17 protein-coding genes, 1 pseudogene and 1 riboswitch are annotated in these 20,483 nt (G+C 73.7%); of the genes and pseudogenes, 7 read left to right on the top strand and 11 right to left on the bottom strand.

Annotated elements, in window-relative coordinates; translation table 11 throughout:
* Positions 1–24: 24 nt before the first annotated feature.
* A complete protein-coding gene (gene cobN / locus QMK28_RS08190; RefSeq protein ID WP_326436354.1) occupies positions 25–3,636 on the bottom strand; it encodes a cobaltochelatase subunit CobN in 3,612 nt (1,203 codons plus the stop codon).
* Positions 3,637–3,668: 32 nt separating this feature from the next.
* Positions 3,669–3,786, bottom strand: a riboswitch (cobalamin riboswitch).
* A gap of 88 nt (positions 3,787–3,874) precedes the next feature.
* On the opposite strand from cobN, the gene QMK28_RS08195 reads away from it, so the two are divergent.
* Genes QMK28_RS08195 through QMK28_RS08205 form a run of 3 tightly spaced genes read left to right on the top strand, consistent with a single transcriptional unit; the run spans position 3,875 to position 7,729 of the window.
* A complete protein-coding gene (locus QMK28_RS08195; RefSeq protein WP_326436355.1) occupies positions 3,875–5,434 on the top strand; it encodes a cobalamin biosynthesis protein CobG in 1,560 nt (519 codons plus the stop codon).
* A 4-nt stretch (positions 5,435–5,438) separates the two neighbouring features.
* Positions 5,439–6,080 (top strand): precorrin-8X methylmutase, encoded by a 642-nt coding sequence (locus QMK28_RS08200; RefSeq protein ID WP_326436356.1) that lies wholly within the window; start codon positions 5,439–5,441, stop codon positions 6,078–6,080.
* Positions 6,077–7,729: a precorrin-2 C(20)-methyltransferase gene (locus tag QMK28_RS08205; protein ID WP_326436357.1), complete on the top strand. Its 1,653-nt coding sequence runs from the start codon at positions 6,077–6,079 to the stop codon at positions 7,727–7,729. The genes QMK28_RS08200 and QMK28_RS08205 overlap by 4 nt, the downstream gene beginning before the upstream one ends.
* On the opposite strand, the gene QMK28_RS08210 is transcribed toward QMK28_RS08205, so the two are convergent.
* The 4 genes from QMK28_RS08210 to QMK28_RS08225 all read right to left on the bottom strand — a co-directional run bounded on the left by QMK28_RS08210 (position 7,714) and on the right by QMK28_RS08225 (position 11,714).
* Positions 7,714–8,472: a cobalt-precorrin-6A reductase gene (locus QMK28_RS08210; RefSeq protein ID WP_326436358.1), complete on the bottom strand. Its 759-nt coding sequence runs from the start codon at positions 8,470–8,472 to the stop codon at positions 7,714–7,716. The two genes, QMK28_RS08205 and QMK28_RS08210, sit on opposite strands and share 16 nt — an antisense overlap.
* Before the next feature lie 99 nt (positions 8,473–8,571).
* Entirely contained in the window at positions 8,572–9,321 is a 750-nt protein-coding gene (gene cobM, locus QMK28_RS08215) for a precorrin-4 C(11)-methyltransferase (RefSeq protein ID WP_326436359.1), read from the bottom strand.
* A complete protein-coding gene (cbiE, locus tag QMK28_RS08220; protein WP_326436360.1) occupies positions 9,318–10,574 on the bottom strand; it encodes a precorrin-6y C5,15-methyltransferase (decarboxylating) subunit CbiE in 1,257 nt (418 codons plus the stop codon). Before cbiE ends, cobM begins: the two co-directional genes overlap by 4 nt.
* 198 nt (positions 10,575–10,772) lie before the next feature.
* Entirely contained in the window at positions 10,773–11,714 is a 942-nt protein-coding gene (locus QMK28_RS08225) for a carbon-nitrogen hydrolase (protein WP_326436361.1), read from the bottom strand.
* Positions 11,715–11,852: 138 nt separating this feature from the next.
* Here QMK28_RS08225 and QMK28_RS08230 point away from each other — a divergent pair, with 138 nt between their 5' ends.
* The 3 genes from QMK28_RS08230 to QMK28_RS08240 all read left to right on the top strand — a co-directional run bounded on the left by QMK28_RS08230 (position 11,853) and on the right by QMK28_RS08240 (position 13,940).
* The gene (locus QMK28_RS08230) at positions 11,853–12,854 is read left to right on the top strand and encodes a LacI family DNA-binding transcriptional regulator (protein WP_326436362.1); all 1,002 of its coding nucleotides are present in this window, start codon (positions 11,853–11,855) and stop codon (positions 12,852–12,854) included.
* Positions 12,855–13,006: 152 nt separating this feature from the next.
* On the top strand, positions 13,007–13,558 hold the full coding sequence (locus QMK28_RS08235) for a GH25 family lysozyme (RefSeq protein WP_326436363.1): 552 nt from the start codon (positions 13,007–13,009) through the stop codon (positions 13,556–13,558).
* 73 nt (positions 13,559–13,631) lie between these two features.
* The gene (locus tag QMK28_RS08240; protein WP_326436364.1) at positions 13,632–13,940 is read left to right on the top strand and encodes a hypothetical protein; all 309 of its coding nucleotides are present in this window, start codon (positions 13,632–13,634) and stop codon (positions 13,938–13,940) included.
* Positions 13,941–14,042: 102 nt separating this feature from the next.
* On the opposite strand, the gene QMK28_RS08245 is transcribed toward QMK28_RS08240, so the two are convergent.
* The 6 genes from QMK28_RS08245 to QMK28_RS08270 form a co-directional block, all read right to left on the bottom strand.
* Positions 14,043–14,255: an EF-hand domain-containing protein gene (locus QMK28_RS08245; RefSeq protein ID WP_326436365.1), complete on the bottom strand. Its 213-nt coding sequence runs from the start codon at positions 14,253–14,255 to the stop codon at positions 14,043–14,045.
* Positions 14,256–14,336: 81 nt separating this feature from the next.
* Positions 14,337–14,960: an N-acetylmuramoyl-L-alanine amidase gene (locus tag QMK28_RS08250; protein WP_326436366.1), complete on the bottom strand. Its 624-nt coding sequence runs from the start codon at positions 14,958–14,960 to the stop codon at positions 14,337–14,339.
* A gap of 513 nt (positions 14,961–15,473) precedes the next feature.
* A complete protein-coding gene (locus QMK28_RS08255; RefSeq protein WP_326436367.1) occupies positions 15,474–15,974 on the bottom strand; it encodes an ATP-binding protein in 501 nt (166 codons plus the stop codon).
* Between the two features lie 320 nt (positions 15,975–16,294).
* Positions 16,295–17,062 carry an enoyl-CoA hydratase/isomerase family protein gene (locus QMK28_RS08260; protein WP_326436368.1) on the bottom strand — a complete coding sequence of 256 codons (768 nt, stop codon included), beginning with the start codon at positions 17,060–17,062 and terminating at the stop codon, positions 16,295–16,297.
* Positions 17,063–17,199: 137 nt separating this feature from the next.
* The gene (locus tag QMK28_RS08265; protein WP_443050579.1) at positions 17,200–18,471 is read right to left on the bottom strand and encodes a L,D-transpeptidase; all 1,272 of its coding nucleotides are present in this window, start codon (positions 18,469–18,471) and stop codon (positions 17,200–17,202) included.
* A 168-nt stretch (positions 18,472–18,639) separates the two neighbouring features.
* Entirely contained in the window at positions 18,640–19,893 is a 1,254-nt protein-coding gene (locus QMK28_RS08270) for a L,D-transpeptidase (RefSeq protein ID WP_326436370.1), read from the bottom strand.
* 340 nt (positions 19,894–20,233) lie between these two features.
* On the opposite strand from QMK28_RS08270, the pseudogene QMK28_RS08275 reads away from it, so the two are divergent.
* Positions 20,234–20,483 (top strand): annotated as a pseudogene (locus QMK28_RS08275) (hypothetical protein); the annotation flags it as partial.

Consider the following 20,483-nt stretch of genomic DNA (forward strand, 5'->3'; position numbering starts at 1 on the left):
CCGGTCCCGCCCCCGCCGGAGCGGTCAGCCGTCGCCCTCCAGTTCGCCCTCCGTCTCCAGGAACACCTCGCGCAGGGCGGCCAGCGCGGCCGGGTCGGGCTTGGCCCACATGCCGCGTGACTCGGCTTCGAGCAGGCGTTCCGCGATGCCGTGCAGCGCCCAGGGGTTGGCCTCCTGGAGGAAGGCGCGGTTCTCCGGGTCCATGACGTAGGTCTCGGTGAGCTTGTCGTACATCCAGTCGGCCACCACGCCGGTCGTGGCGTCGTAGCCGAAGAGGTAGTCGACGGTCGCGGCGAGTTCGAAGGCGCCCTTGTAGCCGTGCCGGCGCATCGCCGCGATCCAGCGGGGGTTGACGACGCGGGCGCGGAACACCCGTGAGGTCTCCTCGACGAGGGTGCGGGTGCGGACCGACTCCGGGCGGGTGGAGTCGCCGATGTACGCCTCGGGGGCGGTGCCCTTCAGGGCGCGGACGGTGGCGACCATGCCGCCGTGGTACTGGAAGTAGTCGTCGGAGTCGGCGATGTCGTGTTCGCGGGTGTCGGTGTTCTTGGCGGCGACCGCGATGCGCTTGTACGCGGTCTCCATCTCGTCGCGGGCCGGCCGTCCGTCGAGTTCGCGGCCGTAGGCGTAGCCGCCCCACACCGTGTAGACCTCGGCGAGGTCGGCGTCGGTGCGCCAGTCGCGGCTGTCGATGAGCTGGAGCAGGCCCGCGCCGTAGGTGCCGGGGCGGGAGCCGAAGATGCGGGTGGTGGCGCGCCGCTCGTCGCCGTGTTCGGCCAGGTCGGCCTGGGTGTGGGCGCGGACGAAGTTGGCGTCGGCGGGCTCGTCCAGGGAGGCGGCGAGCCGCACCGCGTCGTCCAGCAGCCCGATGGTGTGCGGGAAAGCGTCGCGGAAGAAGCCGCTGATGCGCAGCGTGACGTCGATGCGCGGGCGGCCCAGTTCCCCGGGGGTGATCGCCTCCAGGCCGGTGACCCGGCGCGAGGCGTCGTCCCAGACCGGGCGGACGCCGAGCAGCGCGAGGGCCTCGGCGATGTCGTCGCCGGAGGTGCGCATGGCGCTGGTGCCCCACAGGGACAGTCCGACGGAGGTCGGCCAGTCGCCGTTGTCGGCGCGGTAGCGCTCCAGCAGCGAGTCGGCGAGCGCCTGGCCGGTCTCCCACGCGAGGCGGCTGGGTACGGCCTTGGGGTCGACGGAGTAGAAGTTGCGGCCGGTCGGCAGGACGTTGACGAGTCCGCGCAGCGGGGAGCCGGAGGGGCCGGCCGGCACGAAGCCGCCGTTGAGGGCGTGCACGGCGTGGTCGATCTCGTCGGTGGTCGCGGCCAGTCGCGGGACCACCTGGCGGGCCGCGAAGTCCAGTACGTCGCGGACTCCCGCGAGCTGATCGTCGGGGAGTCCCGCGGTCACCGCGGCCACCGCCGCCGGGTCCCAGTCCGCGTCGTCCATCGCCTGGACCAGGGCGCGGGCGCGCTCCTCGGTCTCGTCGGCGTTGCTGCGGGTGGCGGCCGACTCGTCCAGGCCGAGCGCCTCGCGCAGGCCGGGCAGGGCGGCCTGGCCGCCCCAGATCTGCCGGGCGCGCAGGATCGCGAGCACCAGGTTGACGCGCGCCTCGCCGGTGGGCGCGCCGCCCAGCACATGCAGGCCGTCGCGGATCTGGGCGTCCTTGATCTCGCACAGCCAGCCGTCGACGTGCAGCAGGAAGTCGTCGAAGCCGTCGTCGTCGGGGCGGTTCTCCAGGCCGAGGTCGTGGTCGAGCTTGGCGGCCTGGATCAGGGTCCAGATCTGGGCCCTGATGGCGGGCAGCTTGGCCGGGTCCATGGAGGCGATGGCCGCGTGCTCGTCGAGGAGCTGTTCGAGCCGCGCGATGTCGCCGTACGACTCGGCGCGGGCCATCGGCGGTACGAGGTGGTCGACCAGGGTGGCGTGCACCCGGCGCTTGGCCTGGGTGCCCTCGCCCGGGTCGTTGACCAGGAACGGGTAGATCAGCGGGAGGTCGCCGAGGGCCGCGTCGGGCGCGCAGGACGCGGACATCCCGGCGTTCTTGCCGGGCAGCCACTCCAGGTTGCCGTGCTTGCCCAGGTGCACCATGGCGTCCGCGCCGAAGCCGCCGTCCTGCTGCGAGGCCTGGATCCAGCGGTAGGCGGCCAGGTAGTGGTGCGAGGGCGGCAGGTCGGGGTCGTGGTAGATCGCGATCGGGTTCTCGCCGAAGCCGCGCGGCGGCTGGATGAGGACCAGCAGATTGCCGCGGCGCAGCGCGGCGAGCACGATGTCGCCCTCGGGGTTGCGGCTGCGGTCGAGGAACATCTCTCCGGGCGGCGGGCCCCAGTGCCGCTCGACGGCCTCGCGCAGCACCTTGGGGAGTTCGTCGTACCAGCGCCGGTAGTCGGCCGCCGGGATGCGGACCGGGTTGCGGGCGAGCTGGTCCTCGGTGAGCCATTCCTGGTCGTGGCCGCCGGCCGCGATCAGTGCGTAGATCAGCTCGTCGCCGTCGCCGGACTCCAGCCCGGGGACCGGCTCGTCGCCGTAGTCGTAGCCGTCGGCGCGCAGCCGGCGCAGCAGGGCCACAGCGCTCGCGGGGGTGTCGAGGCCGACCGCGTTGCCGATCCGGGAGTGCTTGGTGGGGTAGGCGGACAGCACCAGCGCGAGGCGCTTGTCGGGGTTGGGGATGTAGCGCAGCCGTGCGTGGCGGACGGCGATTCCGGCGACGCGGGCGGCGCGTTCGGGGTCGGCCACGTAGGCGGGCAGGCCGTCCTCGTCGATCTCCTTGAAGGAGAACGGGACGGTGATCAGCCGGCCGTCGAACTCGGGCACGGCGACCTGGCTCGCGGCGTCCAGCGGCGAGATGCCCTCGTCGCTGTCCTCCCACGCGCTGCGCGATCCGGTCAGGCACAGCGCCTGGAGGATCGGTACGTCGAGCGCGGCGAGCGCGCCCGCGTCCCACGCGTCCTCCTCGCCGCCGGCCGAGGCCGCGGCGGGCTTGGTGCCGCCGGCCGCGAGGACGGTGGTGACGATGGCGTCGGCGTCGCCCAGGGCGGCGAGCAGTTCCGGCTCGGGGGCGCGCAGCGAGGCGACGTACAGCGGAAGGGCGCGGCCTCCGGCGTTCTCGACGGCGGTGCACAGCGTCTCGATGAAGGCCGTGTTGCCGCTCATGTGGTGCGCGCGGTAGTAGAGGACGGCGATCAGCGGCCCGGCGGCGTCCGCACCGGCGGTGCGTCCCAGCGGCCCCCAGGTGGGCGCGGGGGCGGGCGGCTCGAAGCCGTGTCCGGTCAGCAGCACCGTGTCGGAGAGGAACAGCGCGAGCTGTTCGAGGTTGGCGGGTCCGCCGTGGGCGAGGTAGGCGTGCGCTTCGGCGGCGATGCCGATGGGGACCGTCGAGGCTTCCATCAGCTGGGCGTCGGGGGCCTGCTCACCGGTGAGGACCACGACCGGCCTGCCCTCCGCGAGCAGCAGGTCGATGCCTTCCTGCCAGGCGCGCAGGCCGCCGAGGAGGCGTACGACGACGAGGTCCGCGCCGTCCAGCAGGGCGGGCAGTTCAGCGAGGTCGAGCCTGGCCGGGTTCGCGAACCGGTAGGGGACGGCTCCGCCCGCGGCACGGGCGCTGAGCAGGTCGGTGTCGGAGGTCGAGAGCAGCAGAATCATGCGGCGCCTGGCCTTCCTCGGGGTCCGCGCCCCGGGCAGTGGAAGACAGCGGGAGTTCCTGGCTCATCCGGATGTAACCGGATTCACAGTGGCGGGACCGCGCCGGGTTCTCACCGGGCTTCCTCCGTGTCGCCGTCTTCGGCGGTGACGGGCCGAGTGGCCGGTCACCGAGCATAGTAAGGGCCGTGGCGAACGGACGGGGCATACGCCCGGTGTGATGGTCGGTATGCTCGCCGCCATGCCACCTGCGCCTTCGCCCGTCCCGACCGGGGACGCATCCCACATACGGGACCGTGGCGACGCCTGTCCCGGCGCGCTGCGCCTGCACACCGCGGACGACGGCGCCCTGGCCCGCGTCCGCATCCCGGCGGGCGCGCTGACCGCCCGCCAGGCGGACGCTCTCGCGGACGCGGCCGAGCGGCTCGGCGACGGCAACCTGGACCTCACCTCCCGCGGCAACGTCCAGCTCCGCGGGCTCGCCGCCGACTGCGGCGCGGAGCTGGCCCGCGCCCTGCACGACGCGGGCCTGCTGCCCGCGCCCCGGCACGAGCGCGTCCGCAACATCGTGGCCTCCCCGCTCTCCGGGCTCGACGGCTCGCGGCCCGACGTACAGCCCTGGGCCCGGTCGTTGGACGAGCTGCTGTGCGCGAGCGAGAGTGCGACCGAGCTGTCCGGGCGCTTCCTCTTCGCATGCGACGACGGACGCGGTGACGTCGCGGCGCTCGGCGCGGATGTGACGGTGCTCGCGGAGCGGTCGGGCCGGCAGGCCCTGGTACGGATCGGAGCCGGCCCCGCGGCGGTACGGGTCGCGGCGGCGGACGCGGCCCGTGCCGCGCTGCTGGCCGCCGAGGTGTTTCTCGCTGTCGCGCGGGAGGGGTGGCGCGAGGGGGGCGGCACGCGGGCTTGGCGGGTGCGGGATTTGGGGGTCGGGGTCGCGGGTGCGGGTGGGGGTTCCGGCGCGGGCGGCGCTGGGGTCTCCGCCGAGGCCGTCTCCGGGGCTTCCCCCGAGCCGGGAGCCGGGCTCGCCGCCGGGCAGGCCCCCGGACTTCCCGGAGCGTCGGACCCCGGGCTTCCGGCCGGGGCCGCTTCCGGACTCCCTGCCGAACCGGCCCCCGGGCCCCCCGTCGGGCAAGACGCGCTGTCCGCACCCGGGTTCGCCCGGTGGCTGACCGCTCACGGCATCGACGCGCGATACGAGCCCGAGCCCCCGGCGGCCTTGCGTCCGGGAGCTGAGAGGGGGCTCGCCCCCACCCCCGGCCTCATCCCCGCCCCCGACGGCCGCGCCGCGCTCTCCGTGCTCGCGCCCCTCGGCCGACTGACCTCCGCGCAATGGCGGAAGCTGGCCGCGATCGCCGCCGAGTACGGTTCGGGCGGGCTGCGGGTGACGCCCTGGCGGGGCGTGGTGCTGCCCGGCGTGCCCGCCGGCGCGGCCCCCCGGCTGCTGGCGGAACTCGACGACGCCGGGCTGGTCACCACCCCCGGCTCCCCCTGGCTGGGGGTCGGGGCCTGCACCGGGCGGCCCGGCTGCGCCAAGTCCCTCTCCGACGTACGGGCCGACGCCTCGGCTGCCCGCGACGCGGGCAGCGGCGGCCTGCCGGTCCACTGGTCCGGCTGCGAACGCCGTTGCGGACACCCGCAGGGGACCTCGTGGGTCGACGTGGTGGCCACGCCCGACGGCTATGACATCTCCGCGCACGGCGCGCCCGTGCGGCGCGGCGTGCAGCCCACAGAACTCGCTGACGCCCTCGCGGCGGCGCGCATCACCCCGGCACAGCAGTCCACCCCGGCACAGCAGTGAAGAAATGAGCGAGACCACAGTGTTTGAGTACCAGAAGGACGGCGCGGCCATCTACCGGCAGTCCTTTGCCACGATCCGCGCCGAGGCGGACCTCGCGGGCCTGCCCGCCGACGTCTCCCAGGTCGCCGTGCGGATGATTCACGCCTGCGGGATGGTCGACCTGGTGCGCGACGTCCTCTATACCCCCGGGGTGGTGGCGCGCGCCCGTGAGGCGCTGCGGGCGGGCGCGCCGATCCTCTGCGACGTCGCCATGGTCGCCAGCGGCGTCACCCGCAAGCGGCTGCCCGCGGACAACGAGGTGCTGTGCACCCTGTCCGACCCGTCGGTGCCGGACCTGGCGGCCAGGATGGGCACGACGCGCAGCGCCGCCGCGATGGAGCTGTGGCGCGACCGGATGGAGGGCGCGGTGGTGGCCGTCGGCAATGCGCCGACCGCCCTCTTCCGGCTGCTGGAGATGATCGAGGAGGGGGCCCCTAGGCCGGCCGCCGTCATCGGCGTCCCGGTCGGCTTCGTCGGCGCCGCCGAATCGAAGGACGCGCTCGTGGCACACGCCTCGGGCCTGGAACACCTGGTCGTCCGGGGACGGCGGGGCGGCAGCGCCATCGCCGCCGCCGCGATCAACGCGATCGCGAGCGAGGAAGAATGAGCGCGGACAACACCAGCACACCGGGCAGCGGCACACCGGACACCGCTGCGGCGAACACCGCCGCACCGAACACCGCCGCGCCGGACCGCACCCCGCACAGCGGCACCGGGGGCAGCGGCACCGGGGGCGGCGGCCCCGAAAGCAGCGCCGCCGCAGGCACCGGCACTGGTCGCCTCTACGGCGTCGGCCTGGGCCCCGGCGACCCGTCGCTGATGACCGTACGGGCCGTACGGGTCATCGCCGAGGCCGACGTGATCGCGTACCACAGCGCCCGGCACGGCCGCTCGATCGCCCGCTCCATCGCCGCCGAGCACCTGCGCCCCGACCACGTCGAGGAGCCGCTGGTCTACCCGGTCACCACCGGGATCACCGACCACCCCGGCGGCTACCAGGGCGCGATGGACGAGTTCTACACCGAGGCCGCCGCCCGGCTCGCCGTGCACCTGGACGCCGGGCGCACCGTCGCCGTGCTGGCCGAGGGCGACCCGCTCTTCTACGGCTCGTACATGCACATGCACAAGCGGCTGGCCCACCGCTATCCGACCGAGGTCATACCCGGCGTCACCTCGGTGAGCGCCGCCGCGGCCCGTCTGGGCGCCCCGCTCGTCGAGGGCGAGGAGGTCCTGACGATCCTGCCGGGCACCCTCCCCGAGGAGGAGTTGACGGCCCGGCTGGCCTCGACCGACTCGGTCGTGGTCATGAAGCTGGGGCGCACCTTCCCCACCGTGCGCCGGGCCATCGAGCGCTCCGGGCGGCTGCCGCAGGCGCGCTACGTCGAGCGCGCGACGATGAGCGGCGAGCGGACCGGCGCGCTGGCCGGGATCGACCCCGAGTCGGTGCCGTACTTCTCGGTCGCCGTGCTGCCGAGCCGCGTCAACCACCCGCAGCCGGCCGCCGAACAGGGCGAAGTGGTCGTCGTCGGGACCGGTCCCGCGGGCCCGCTGTGGCTGACCCCCGAGACGCGCGGCGCGCTGGGCGCCGCCGACGACCTGGTCGGCTACACCACGTACCTGGCCCGGGTGCCGGAGCGCGCCGGACAGGTCCGGCACGGCTCCGACAACAAGGTCGAGGCCGAACGCGCCGAGTTCGCCCTCGACCTGGCCCGGCGCGGCCGGCGGGTGGCCGTGGTCTCGGGCGGCGACCCCGGCGTCTTCGCGATGGCGACGGCCGTGCTGGAGGTCGCCGCGCAGGAGGGGTACCGGGACGTCCCCGTACGGGTGCTGCCCGGCGTCACCGCCGCCAACGCGGCCGCCGCGAAGGCGGGCGCGCCGCTCGGCCACGATTACGCGGTGCTGTCGCTGTCCGACCGGCTCAAGCCGTGGGAGGTCGTCGCCGGGCGACTGCACGCCGCAGCCGCGGCCGACCTGGTGCTGGCCCTGTACAACCCCGGCTCACGCAGCCGCACCTGGCAGGTCGGCAAAGCCCGCGAGCTGCTGCTGGAGCACCGCGCGCCCGACACCCCGGTGGTGCTGGGCCGCGATGTGGGCGGCCCCGAGGAGTCCGTACGCATCGTGCGGCTCGCGGACCTCGACCCGGCCGAGGTCGACATGCGCACGATCCTGCTCGTCGGCTCCTCGCAGACCCGGGTGGTCCGGCGCGGCGGCGGCGAGGAGATCGTCTGGACGCCGCGCCGCTACCCGGAGGACTGACGGACCCAGGCGGCCGCCTCCTCGGGGGTGGCCGCGACCGTCACCCCGTCCGGCGCCGGCGGCCGGCGCACGACGACGACGGGCAGGCCCGCCTCCCGGGCCGCCCTGAGCTTGGGTGCGGTGGCCGCGCCGCCGCTGTCCTTCGTCACCAGGACGTCGATACGGGCGCGGCGCAGCAGTTCGCGCTCGCCGTCGAGGGCGAACGGGCCGCGGTCGAGCAGGACTTCCATCCGGGCCGGGAACGGCGGCTCGGGCGGGTCGACGGACCGTACGAGGAACCACAGGCCGTCGAGGTGCGCGAAGGCGGCGAGCCCCATCCGGCCGGTCGTGAGGAAGACCCTCCGGCCCAGCGCGGGCAGCGCCTCCGCTGCCTCTTCCAGCGAGCCGACCGAGCGCCAGTCGTCGCCCTCGACCGGGACCCAGGAGGCCCGCCGCAGGGCCAGCAGCGGAACATCGGCCGCGGCGGCGGCCCCGGCCGCGTTGAAGCTCATCGCCTCGGCGAAGGGATGCGTGGCGTCGACGAGCGCGTCCACCCGGTGCTCCCGCAGCCAGCGCGCCAGGCCCTCGGCCCCGCCGAAGCCGCCGATCCGCACCTCGCCGGGCGGCAGCACGGGCCGCGCGACCCGGCCCGCCAGCGAGGTCGTCACGCGCAGCTCGCTGTGCGGTTCGCTGTGCAGGGCCTCGGCGAGCCGACGTGCCTCCGCGGTGCCGCCGAGGATCAGTAGATGACGCGGTTCGGGCATCGGTTCTCTCCATGACGGTGCCGGAGACGGGGGTGCCGGAGACGGGTACGGGCGGACGCGGCGCTCAACTCAAGCACACGCGGACTTGCGGCCCCCCGGTCAGCAGCCGTGCCGCTCCCGCTCCGCCGAGTACAGATGGCTGTCGCCGAACTGCTCCGCTCCCAGCGTCCGGCCTACCATGATCACGGCGGTGCGGATGACGCCCGCCGTGTGCACCTGCTCCGCGATGTCGGTGAGGGTGCCGCGCAGGATCACCTCGTCGGGGCGGCTGGCCATGGCGACCACGGCCACCGGGCAGTCCGCGCCGTAGTGCGGCAGCAGCTCCGTCACCACCCGGTCGACGTACTGGGCGGCGAGGTGCAGGACGAGCAGCGCGCCACTGCGGCCGAGGGTCGCCAGGTCCTCGCCCTCGGGCATCGCGGTGGCGCGGTTGGCGACGCGGGTCAGGATGACGGTCTGGCCGACCGTGGGAACGGTGAGTTCGCGCTTGAGCGCCGCTGCCGCCGCCGCGAACGCGGGCACGCCCGGCACGACCTCGTACGGGATTCCGGCCGCGTCCAGCCGGCGCATCTGCTCGGCGACCGCGCTGAAGACCGACGGGTCGCCGGAGTGCAGCCGGGCCACGTCGTGGCCCTGCTCGTGGGCGGACGTCAGCTCGGCGGTGATCTGGTCGAGGTTGAGCTGCGCGGTGTCCACCAGCCGGGCGTCCGGCGGGCATTCGGCCAGCAGTTCGCGCGGCACCAGGCTGCCCGCGTAGAGACAGACCGGGCAGCCGGCGAGCCTGCGCGCGCCGCGCACCGTGATCAGGTCGGCGGCGCCGGGACCGGCTCCGATGAAGTACACCGTCATCGTGGTTCTCCTGAGGAAACGTGCGGGGGACATTTGCTGACGGTCCACTGCGTGACGGGCATCGCCTGCCGCCAGCCGGTGAAGCCGCCCACCGGGACGGCGTGCGCGACCGCGAGCCGTACCAGCTCGCCGCCGTGCCGGCGGTACCACTCGCCCAGCAGCGCCTCGGACTCCAGGGTCACCGTGTTGGCGACCAGCCGGCCGCCCGCGGGCAGCGCGTCCCAGCAGGCTTCCAGCAGCCCCGGCACGGTCAGCCCGCCGCCGACGAACACGGCGTCCGGTACGGGCAGCCCGGCCAGCGCTCCGGGCGCGCCGCCGGTGACGACGCGCAGCGCCGGGACGCCGAGCGCCAGCGCGTTGCGGGTGATGCGCTCGGCCCGTGCGGCGTCGCGTTCGACCGTGACCGCCCGGCAGGAGCGGTGCGCGCGCATCCACTCGATCGCGATGGAGCCGGAGCCGCCGCCGACGTCCCACAGCAGCTCGCCGGGGGCCGGTGCGAGCGCCGCCAGGGTGGCCGCGCGGACGTGCCGCTTGGTGAGCTGCCCGTCGTGTTCGTACGCCTCGTCCGGCAGCCCGGGAGTGCTCGCCAGCCGCAGCGCGCCCTGCGCGCGCCGGCAGTCGACCGCGATGACGTTCAGCGGGTCGCCCGGCGGCAGGTCCCAGTCCTCGGCGACGCCCTCACTCTGCCGCTCCCGCTCGGACCCGAGCTGTTCGAGCACCCGTAGCCGGCTCGGCCCGAAGCCGCGCTCTCGCAGCAGCGCCGCCACCTCGGCGGGCGTCGCGGCGCCGGCGCTGAGCACGAGGAGCCGGCGGCCGGGGTGCAGGGCGGCGGCCAGTGCGGCGGCGGGCCGGCCGACGAGCGTGAGCACCTCGGTGTCCTCCACGGGCCAGCCCAGGCGGGCGCAGGCGTACGAGACGGACGAGGGGTGCGGCAGAACGTGCGGCACACCGGCGCCCAGCACCTCGGACAGGGCCCGCCCGATGCCGTAGAACATCGGGTCGCCGCTGGCCAGCACGCAGATACGGCGGCCCGCGTGGGCCGCCAGGAGTTTCGGTACGGCGGGCCGCAGCGGCGTCGGCCAGGGCACCCGCTCGCCCGCGCACGCGGCGGGGAGCAGATCGAGCTGCCGGGGCCCACCGATCAGCACCTCGGCCTCGCGCAGCGCCCGCTGGGAGAGCGCGGAGATGCCGCCCCACCCGTCGGCGCCGATCCCGACGACCGTCACTGCTGGTGCGGGGGGTGCGGAGCTCACGACCGGTACCTCGAAGATCAGGAGGGGATGGAGCCGAACTCTACTGGCCCCCCTTCCGGACGCCGCCCGCAGGGGACGCGGCCGCCCGTCCCCGCCTGCCCCGCCCGCAACGGAGCCGCGCCGCCCACCGGCTCCGCGCCCCGGTCAGGTCGGGGCGCGGGCGGTGGGCGGCGCGGGCGGGCGGGCGCGAGGGGCGGCTCAGCCGGTGGCGGTGAGCGGCGCGTACGCGTCGGGGCGGCGGGTGGTGAGGAAGGGGAACAGCTCCAGCCAGTCGCGGCGGGCGTCCAGGTCGAGATCGGCGACGAGCACGGCGGCCTCGTCGCGCGGGGCCTGGGCCAGCACGCGGCCGTACGGGTCGACGATGAACGAGCTGCCGTAGAAGGTGAGCGTGCCCTCGGTACCGGTCCGGTTGGGCACGATCATGAAGGTCGCGTTGGCGATCGCGTTGCCGGTGATCACCTTCTGCCACAGCGGCTGCGTGTCGAAGTCGGGGTAGCCGGGCTCGGAGCCGATCGCGGTCGGGTAGACCAGCACGTCGGCGCCGGCCAGCGAGTAGGCGCGGGCGACCTCGGGGAACCACTGGTCCCAGCAGGTGGGCAGGCCGAAGGCGGCTTCATCCACCTGGACGAGCGGGAAGGCGTCGTCGCCGGCCGGGCCGGGGCGGAACCAGTGGTCCTCGTAGTAGCCCTCGGAGACGGGGATGTGGGTCTTGCGGGTGCGCTGGGCGAGGGCGCCGTCGGGGGCGACGAGGATCGCGGTGTTGTAGCCGAGGCCGTCGGGACCGGCGGGGCCGTCGGCCTTCTCGTACAGCGAGGCGTGGACGTAGAGACCGAACTCGCGGGCGGCGTCCGCGGCGAACGCGAAGGTCGGCCCGGTCAGCAGCTCCTCCGGGTCGGCCGGCTCGGGGTGGTCGGCCTTGCGGACCACCGCGAAGTACGGGGAGAGCGTCAGCTCCTGCAGGCAGACGACGCGGGCACCCTCGGCGGCGGCGAGCCGGATGCCCTCCAGCAGGGCCGCGCGGTGCTCGGCGGGGTCGCTGTGCCAGCTCGTCTGCACGGCGGCGACGCGCAGCGGGGTCCGCTCGGCGGGGCGGTTGCGGGCCGAGGAGACGGGCGGGTCGTACGCGGTGATCACTCGCATGAACAGTTCCCTGGGGACGAAGGGACGGCGGCGGCGGACAGCCGCACCCGAATGCCGGAACGTTCCGGCACAACCAGAATGTAAACCTTGCCGGAACGTTCCGGCAAGCCCTGGCCCGAACGTCTAGACTCCACAACCGTGATCAGTCGCCCCGTGACCCTGCTCGATGTCGCCCGCACCGCCGGTGTCTCCAAGAGCACCGTCTCCGACGCGCTCCAGGGCTCGGGACGGGTCGCGGAAGCCACCCGCGAGCGGGTCCGCGCGATCGCGCGGGAGCTGGGCTACCGGCCGAACAGCGCCGCGCGCCGGCTGCGGCACTCCAGCACCGGGGCCGTCGGCCTCCACCTGCCGCAGACCGCGACCCGGCTGGACTACTACATGAACCTCGCCTTCGGGGCCGTCGCCCGCGCCCAGGAGGAGGGGCTGGACGTGGTCCTGCTGGCCCCGGCCGGCGGCGCGGCCGGACCGCTCGCCTCCCGGGTGGACGGCCTGCTGGTGATCGACCCGGAGGTCACGGACGCCGCCGTACCCGGCCTGCTCGACGCGGGAGTCCCCGTCGTCACCGGCGAGCGCTACCTCGGCCCCGCGCCGGACCCCAGCGGCGCGGTGGTCTGCGACAACTCCGCCTCACTGACCGCCCTGCTGGACCACGTACGCGCACGGGGCGGCCGGCGCCCGGCCCTGCTCGCGCCGGAGGGGGCCTCCGCGTGGGCCGCCGCGCTGCGCGTCACGGCCGGCGACTGGGGGCGGGCGCACGGCGGCGAGGTGGCCCTGCGCACCGTGCCGTTCGCCGCCACCGCGGGAGAGGCGGAAGCCGCCACCCGGGCCCTGTTCGACGCGGACCCGGCGATCGACGCGGTGATCTGCGCCCCCGACGGCGCGGCCCCCGGAGTCCTGCGGGCGGCGGCGGCCCTCGGCCGCACCGTCGGCGGCGACCTGCTGGTCGCCTCCTGCGTCGCCGGCGTCACGACCCGGGGCTGCGACCCGCCGGTGACCGCGGTGGACCTGCGCCCCGCGGACTACGGCCGCGCGTGCGCCGCGCTGCTCTGCGACATCCTGGCCGGCCGGACGGCGGCCGACACCGTCCGGCACCACGACTGGGTGCTGGAGACCCACCCCTCCACCGCCGGAAGACGCTGAACCCGCCGTGCGCGCCCCCGGGTTGACGCCCGCGCCCTGCGCCCGCCCCCGCGCGCCGCCGTCCGGCGGCTGAGCGGAATCATTGAATCCGCGCCGACATGGGCATGCTCCCCGTGCTGTCCGCGACGCGAGCGACGGAAAGGCGGCGGCGCATGCTGCACGGTGTCGATGTCAGTTCCCATCAAGCGAACTACTCTGCCGACGGGCTGGACTTCGTCCTCATCAAGGCCACCGAAGGCCGCTCGTACATCAATCCCAGACGCTCCTCGCAGGAGGCCCGCGCCCGTGAGGCCGAGTGCGTCGTGGGGTTCTACCACTTCCTGTGGCCCGGCAACATCGCCGCTCAGGCCGCGTATTTCGTCGAGCACAGCGAGGCCGCGGACGGAGACCTGCTCGCCGTCGACTGGGAGACGAACAGCTCCGGAACCTGGGCCTCCAACGCGCAGAAGGACCAGTTCATCCGCGAGGTCAAGCGGCTGTGCCCGGGGCACCGGGTGCTCCTCTACTGCAACCGCGACTTCTGGCTGAACCACGACACGACCTCGTACGCCGGGGACGGACTGTGGATCGCCGACTACGTGACGGCGGGCAAACCGCGCATCCAGGCCGACTGGCTGTTCCACCAGCACACCGACCGTCCGCTGGACAAGAACGTGGCGGACTTCCCGGACAGGGACGCGCTGCGCACCTGGGCCGGGGCGTAGCGCACTCGGGCCCCGGAGCGCTTCCGGGCCCCGGGAGCGGCGGATGTCAGTGCCGGCACCTACGCTCGGCAGCATGAGTTACGCAGACCTGCGCGAACTCCAGAACGCGCTGAACACCGCCACCGACATCGCCTTCGCGCTGGAGAAGGCACCGTCCAACTACGAGGCCGACCAGCTGGTCGACGCCCTGCGCCGGGCGCTGTCCGCCGCGGGCGCGCTCGGCGCGGCCTTCGGCGCGACCGGGTGCACCGAGCATCCGCGCGGCGCCGCCGACCCGCTGTACGGGGACAAGGAGGACCCGCTCCCGCCCGGATACGGGCGCTGCCTGCTCTGCAACGACCGCCGCCGCCGGTCCAGCGCCCAGCGGCGCGGCTCCCGGTGACCGGCGCGAGCGCCCAGCGGCGCGGCCCGGCAGTCGGCGCGGACATGCCGCGGGCCCGGCACTCGCGTGCCGGGCCCGCGGGCGTACCGCCGGAACGTGGGGTCAGCGCTGCTGGCTCGCCCAGAACTCCTCGAACGACATCTGACCGTCGCCGTCGCTGTCCACGGAGTTGATCAGCGCCTGCGCGACAGTCTCGGTGACGTAGGGGTCACCCAGCTGCGCCATGACGCTCTTGTACTCGGCCGCGGTGATCCGCCCGTCGTGATTGACGTCGAACCGCTCGAATGCCGTCCTGGCCGCTTGGATGTCCGCCACGGAACCCGCCCCCTTCTGTATGCCTGCTGGAACGTGGACAGATTATCGGCACGGCGGGGGCCCGCGGGCACCGGCGCTGCCTCAGCCGCCGTTGACCAGCCCGATATAGCGCGGCCAGTCCCAATGCGGCCCGGGGTCGGTGTGGGTGGCCTTCGGCACCTCGGCGTGGCCGATGATGTGCTCGCGGTTCTTGGGGATGCCGTAACGGTCGCAGACGGCGGCGGTCAGCGCGGCGGACTGGCGGTACAGCGCGTCGGTGAAGTACTCCGGTTTGTCGACCCAGCCCTCGTGCTCGATGCCGATGGAGCGGGTGTTGTAGTCCCAGTTCCCGGCGTGCCAGGCGACGTCCGCCTCGCGTACGAACTGCCCGACGCAGCCGTCGGCGGAGGCGACCACGTAGTGCGCCGAGACCTTCTTGTCCGGGTTCTGGAAGATCGCCTGGGTGTCCCGGAACGTCTCCTGGGTGACATGGATGACGACGAAGTCCACCGGATAGGCGCTCGGGCGGCTGGACTTCGTGTAGTTGGACGGGCTGGCCGGGATCCAGTGCGTGGGCGGGTCGGCCGCGGCGCCGGCTCGCCGCCGGTCCGCCGCGCGGGCCGCGACGGGGGCCGCGAGCCCGAGGGCCGTGGCGCCGAGCAGGGCTCCGCCGCGCAGCAGGCCGCGGCGGGTGGGGGGTCGCGGGGCGTCGTTGTGGGCTTCCATGGGGGGCTCCCGGGTCCGTTGATTGGGCGGGGACATGACACCTCGTACGCGGATCCATGCCGGACGTGCGCCATGGCGCCGCCAAGGCGCACGGCACCGCACCCGACCAACAGTCGGCAAAGAAAGAAACGCCGGCGCGGCCTGGACCTCTGACGGAAACCGCCGCCACGGGCCCGCAGACCGCCGCCACGGCCCCGCAGACAGCCACTCCGGGCCCCGCCGGCACCCGCCCCCGGCGACTCCCCCTGCATATACATCAGGTCGAACACGTATTTAGCCAGCGTTTACAAGGCTGGTGGCACAGCTCACCTTTGATCCGCGAGATGGATGACCAGATATGCACCACTTTAAAGCTTTCCATGCCATTGGCGGGATACCGCTCCGCCTGCCATAGTCGAAAGAGCGACCCCCACTTGACCCGGGCCAGGTCGATGAACGAAACCGCGGACCACACCCCACTCGTCCGCGGTGGTCACTTCGGGGCCCGCGCGCGGACGCGGGCCCCGAAGTCGTTCAGCGGTCCATGACCCGCATCTCGAACCAGGTGGTCTTGCCGCGCGGCAGCAGATCGACGCCCCAGCGGTCGGACAGCAGATTCACCAGGAACAGGCCCCGGCCGCTGACGTCCATCTCCTGCACCGGCATCAGACAGGGCAGGCCGCGCGAGGGATCGCGGACCTCTATCCGGATCCATCCCCTGCGCCGCATCATCCGCAGCCCGAAGGTCCGCGCGCCCGTGTGCCGTACCGCGTTGCCGACCAGCTCGGAGACGAGCAGCACGGCGTTCTCCGTCAGCTGGGGCGACAGCGCCCAGTGCTTGAGGAGTACGGACTCGGTGAGGCGGCGGGCGGCGCCGGCCGATTCGGGGCGCGAGGGCAGCCGTACTTCGTCGTGTGTCGGATTACCGATCGAGTCGAGCGCCTCGGACGCGAAATCGTCCTCGGCGGTCGTCGCCAGTCGCGCAGCGGATGCATGACCTCGCTGCGGCGGCTCCATGCCCTCCAAGCCCGCCATGCCCACCATCATGGCCGCCGTGATGGCGCTCCGGGGTGGAACCGGTGGATTTCATCAGTCCCGGCCACCGGCCCCACCCGCCTCTCTCTGCATATGCCAAGGGCAGGACGTCCGCCGGAAAAGCCCTCGTGACCTGCATCGATGATGCCCAGTCAGCTATCCGGACGAGGTCGGGAACCGCCCGTCCCGCCAGCGGCTCCGGACGCCGCGCCACCTCGCGGGATTCGCCCGCACGAGGTGTCACAGCGGACCCGCCGGCGCCCGTACGGGCGCTCGCCGGAGCGGATCGGCTCGGGCCGGCGCCCGCGACGGCGGCTCGCTCAGCGGAACTTGGCCTTGCCGGGGCCCTCCTCGACGAAGCTGCGCATGCCCGTCTCCCGGTCCTCGGTCGCGAACAGCCCGGCGAACCAAGTCCGTTCGATCGTCAACCCGGTGTCGAGGTCGGTCTCCAGACCCGCGTCGATGGACTCCTTGGCCGCGCGCAGCGCGAGGGCCGGGCCCTGCGCGAGCTTGGCCGCCCAGGCGTGCGCCTGGCTGTGCACCTCCTCGGCGGGGACGACCCGGTCCACCAGGCCGATGCTGAGCGCTTCGGCGGCCCGCACCTGACGGCCGGTGAAGATCAGGTCCTTGGCCTTGGACGGGCCGACGAGCCGGGCCAGCCGCTGGGTGCCGCCCGCGCCGGGGATCAGCCCGAGCAGGATCTCGGGCTGGCCGAGCTTGGCGTTCTCTGCGGCGATCCGGAAGTCGGCGCAGAGCGCCAACTCGCAGCCGCCGCCCAGGGCGTAGCCGGTGACGGCGGCGACGACGGGCTTGGGGATGCGGGCGACGGCGGTGAAGGCCTCCTGGAGCGCCTTGGACCGTACGACCATGGCCGCGTGGTCCATGGTCTGCATCTCCTTGATGTCCGCGCCGGCCGCGAACACCTTCTCGCCGCCCCAGATCAGCACGGCCCGTACGTCGTCGCGGCGGGTCGCCTCTTCGGCGAGTTCGCGCAGCCGGTCCTGGGTGGCGATGTCCAGCGCGTTCATCGGCGGGCGGTCCAGGCGGATGGTGCCGACGCCTTCGGAGACCTCGAAATTCACAGTCATGGGGGCAGGTTAGCCCGCGTTAGGGCCTGTTCCGGCAGACGGCGGACGCGAGCGGGCCCGGTGCGCTTGGTCACAGCGCACCGGGCCCGTACCGCCGCCCGCTCCGAGCGGCTCGCCGCCCGGTCCCGCGGGGTTCGTTACTTCGCGGTCCAGTCCGCCCAGGACATGTTCCAGCCGTTGAAGCCGTTCTCCGGCGCGATGGTCTCGTCGTCGGAGTTCCTCACCTCGACGACGTCACCGACCAGCGAGTTGTTGAAGAACCAGGCCCCGGGGGTCGATGTGTCGCCGCCACCGCGGGCGTCGAACAGGCCGATGCAGCCGTGGCTGGCGTTGCGCGACCCGAAGGTGGCCTTGCCGGACCAGTAGTTGCCGTGGATGAAGGTGCCGGACTGCGAGAGGCGCATCGCGTGCGGGACGTCCTTGATGTCGTACTCGCCGCCGAAGCCGACGGTGGCCCCGTCCATCCGGGTCACCTCGTGCTTCTCGCTGACCACCATCTTGCCGTTGTACGTGGTGGTGCCCGGCGCGCCCGCGGTGACCGGGATCGTCTTGACGGTCTTGCCGTCGCGCTTGACGGTCATCTTCTTGCTCTTGGCGTCGACCACGCTCACCTGGCCGCGGCCGACGGTGAACTTCACTTCCTTGACCTGCTCGCCGTAGACGCCGGTGCGGCCCTCGACGCCGTCGAGGTTCATCCGCAGCGTCACCTTGGTGCCCGCGGCCCAGTACTTCTCCGGGCGGAAGTCCAGCCGGTCGTTGCCGAACCAGTGGCCCTCGATCGGCACCGACGGCGAGGCGGTGACCTTGAGCGCCTTCCGCACGTCCTCGGGGTTGGTGATCCCGCGGCTGAACTTGACCGACACCGGCATTCCGACGCCGACCTTCGCGCCGTTCTCCGGTGTGAAGGTGCCGATGAAGGTGTTCTTCGGCACCAGGGTGTCGAAGGTGGAGTGCTTGGCCGACGCGCGGCCCCGCGAGTCCTTCGCGACGGCGTTCACGGTGTACTTGTTGGCCGCGCCGAGGTGTCCGGTCGGCTTCCAGCTCGCGCCGTCGGCGGATATGTTCCCGTCCACCTTGTTGCCGTTGGAGTCGGCGACCTTGACGGAGGTGAGCTTGCCCTTCTCCGCCATGACCTTGAGCTCGCCGGTGGTCGCGACGTCGTCGGCGCCGTTCTCGGGCGCTATCGTCACAGCCGCCTGCGACGCCTTCTTGTCGCCGGCGCCGTCGCCCTCGCCCCCGGACTTCGCGTCGCCGCCGGAGTCCCCTCCGCCGCCGCACGCGCTGACCAGCAGCGCGGTGCCGAGCGCCAGCGCGAGCAACCCCTTACCGCCCCGTGTGCCCCTGCGCGTACGCCCTGATCGCGTACCTTCCCGCGTACGGCCCGCCCCCGATATCGGCTGCACGTTCAAGATCGTTTCCTCTTCCCTCACCCGGCCCGCCCCCGTGCGGCGCCCCCGCGCGCGACACACGCGCACGGCGTTAGACAACCACACCGCGGTGACGGACGGCTCCCCCCGAATGTCACCATTCGGTCCCAACGGGACGGTCGGGGCGGGCCGGGTGGAACGGGAGTCCCGTCAGCGTGCCTTACCGGCTCCCGCCTGCGTCTCCCGCCACTCCCGCCACGGCATGTTCCAGCCGCCGAGGCCGTTGTCCGGGGCCACTGTCCGGTCGTGGGAACCCACCACCTCGACGACGTCGCCGATCATCGAACTGCGGTAGAACCAGCCCGCCGGGGTCGAGCGGCCGCCGCCCTTCACATCGCGCAGCCCCACGCAGCCGTGGCTCGCGTTGCCGGCGCCGAAGACGCCGGGAGCCGACCAGTAGTTCCCGTGCAGGAAGGTGCCGGAGGTCGTCAGCCGCATCGCGTGCGGGACGTCCTCGATGTCGTACTCGCCGCCGAATCCGACCGTGGAGCCGTCCATCCGCGTCACCTCGTGCCGCTCCATCACCACCATCTTGCCGTTGTAGGTGGTGTTGCCCGGCGCCCCCGCGCTGATCGGCACGATCCTGACCACCTTGCCGCCGCGGCGCACCGTCATGGTGTGCTCCTCCGCGTCCACCAGGCTGGTCTGGTCGCGGCCGACGGTGAAGCTCACCTTCTTGTGCTGGGTGCCGTACGCGCCGGGCGCGCCCTTCACATCGCGCAGCCGCAGGTCGAGGGTGACCCGGGTGCCGGGCCGCCAGTAGGCACGGGGGCGGAAGTCCAGCCGGTCGTCGCCGAACCAGTGCGGCTCGATCTCGACCGGCGGCTGCGCGCTGACCTTGATCGCACGCTGTACGGCGGTCCGTTCGGTGATCGGCCGGTTGAAGTCGAAGGAGACGATCATGCCGGTGCCGACCGTGGAGCCGTCGTCAGGGGTGAAGAAGCCGATGAAGCGGTGCCGGGGCACATAGGTGGTGAACGAGCTGTGCCGGGCGGAACGGTGGCCCCCGGCGTCCACCGCGACCGCGTCCACGCTGTACTTGCCGGCCAGCGCGAGCCGGTCCTCGGTCGGCTGCCAGCTCAGGCCGTCCGACGCGATCCGTCCCGGCACCGGAGAGGTCAGCGCGTCCTCGGTGCGGGTCGCCTGGACCCGCTGCAACCGCCCGTCGGGGACCCGCACCTCGATGCGGCCGCCGGACCGTACGTTCTCGGTGCCGTCCCTCGGGGTGATCGTGATCGCCTGCCGCGGCCGGCCCTGCCCGTCTTCGGAGCCGCCGTCCGCCGCACCGCAGCCCGCCAGACCCGCCAGCGCGCCCGCCGTCGCCATCATCGCCAGCACCGCCGTCAGCACGGCCCGGCGCGCCCCGATGCGCTCGGTGTGCGCCGCGTGCCCTCTACATCCCATTGCGTGTCTCACACAAGCCCCAACGACCACCCCCCTCCAGGGGAAACGTCGTACTCCCCCGGCGCTCCCCCGTGTCCCGCCGTACGCCCGTCGTCCGTCCGCCCCCGCGCGCGGCCAGGTCCGCCTGATCAAGCGGGTGCGGAGGTCGTCCGTTGTGGGAAGAACAGGTGAGAGGACGGAAACCGGATGCCGTACGGCAGACCGCGCGGAGGGGAGACCGGCACCGGGCCGCGGCGCACGGTGCGACGAGCGCGCGGTCCCGCGCGCCGGCCCGCTGCCCGTCCTCATTGCCCTCCTTCGGGCAGGAGGGGCCCAACCGCGAGCCGCCGGAGGCGAACACGTGTCGAGCGCACCTGAGCAGCAACCAGTTCAGGCCGAAGGGGCCACGCGGAACGGTCCGTACGAGAACCGGAGCAGGCACTCCGACGAGGAACCCGGCCGGACGGCGGCGGGCGCCGTGGTCAACGGCAACCGGCTCGCGGGGGCGACGAAGCCGTCCCCCGCGGTCCGTCCCGCCGGGCCCCGGCAGCCCGGGGGCAACGGGCATCCGCCGGCCGCGCTGTCCCCGCGGCTGCCGCCGTCGGGGGGGG

Origin of the sequence: Streptomyces sp. H27-D2, from assembly GCF_035828615.1 — a bacterium.
Lineage (GTDB): Bacteria > Actinomycetota > Actinomycetes > Streptomycetales > Streptomycetaceae > Streptomyces.

Excerpts from the sequence above, each read along its gene's own strand:
- QMK28_RS08250 (WP_326436366.1), bottom strand. The coding sequence starts at position 14,960 with ATGGAAGCCCACAACGACGCCCCGCGACCCCCCACCCGCCGCGGCCTG.
- QMK28_RS08270 (WP_326436370.1), bottom strand. The coding sequence starts at position 19,893 with ATGGGATGTAGAGGGCACGCGGCGCACACCGAGCGCATCGGGGCGCGC.
- cobM (WP_326436359.1), bottom strand. The coding sequence starts at position 9,321 with ATGACGGTGTACTTCATCGGAGCCGGTCCCGGCGCCGCCGACCTGATC.
- QMK28_RS08200 (WP_326436356.1), top strand. The coding sequence starts at position 5,439 with ATGAGCGAGACCACAGTGTTTGAGTACCAGAAGGACGGCGCGGCCATC.
- cobN (WP_326436354.1), bottom strand. The coding sequence starts at position 3,636 with ATGATTCTGCTGCTCTCGACCTCCGACACCGACCTGCTCAGCGCCCGT.
- QMK28_RS08255 (WP_326436367.1), bottom strand. The coding sequence starts at position 15,974 with ATGGCGGGCTTGGAGGGCATGGAGCCGCCGCAGCGAGGTCATGCATCC.
- QMK28_RS08225 (WP_326436361.1), bottom strand. The coding sequence starts at position 11,714 with ATGCGAGTGATCACCGCGTACGACCCGCCCGTCTCCTCGGCCCGCAAC.
- QMK28_RS08235 (WP_326436363.1), top strand. The coding sequence starts at position 13,007 with ATGCTGCACGGTGTCGATGTCAGTTCCCATCAAGCGAACTACTCTGCC.
- QMK28_RS08205 (WP_326436357.1), top strand. The coding sequence starts at position 6,077 with ATGAGCGCGGACAACACCAGCACACCGGGCAGCGGCACACCGGACACC.
- QMK28_RS08240 (WP_326436364.1), top strand. The coding sequence starts at position 13,632 with ATGAGTTACGCAGACCTGCGCGAACTCCAGAACGCGCTGAACACCGCC.
- QMK28_RS08260 (WP_326436368.1), bottom strand. The coding sequence starts at position 17,062 with ATGACTGTGAATTTCGAGGTCTCCGAAGGCGTCGGCACCATCCGCCTG.
- QMK28_RS08210 (WP_326436358.1), bottom strand. The coding sequence starts at position 8,472 with ATGCCCGAACCGCGTCATCTACTGATCCTCGGCGGCACCGCGGAGGCA.
- QMK28_RS08195 (WP_326436355.1), top strand. The coding sequence starts at position 3,875 with ATGCCACCTGCGCCTTCGCCCGTCCCGACCGGGGACGCATCCCACATA.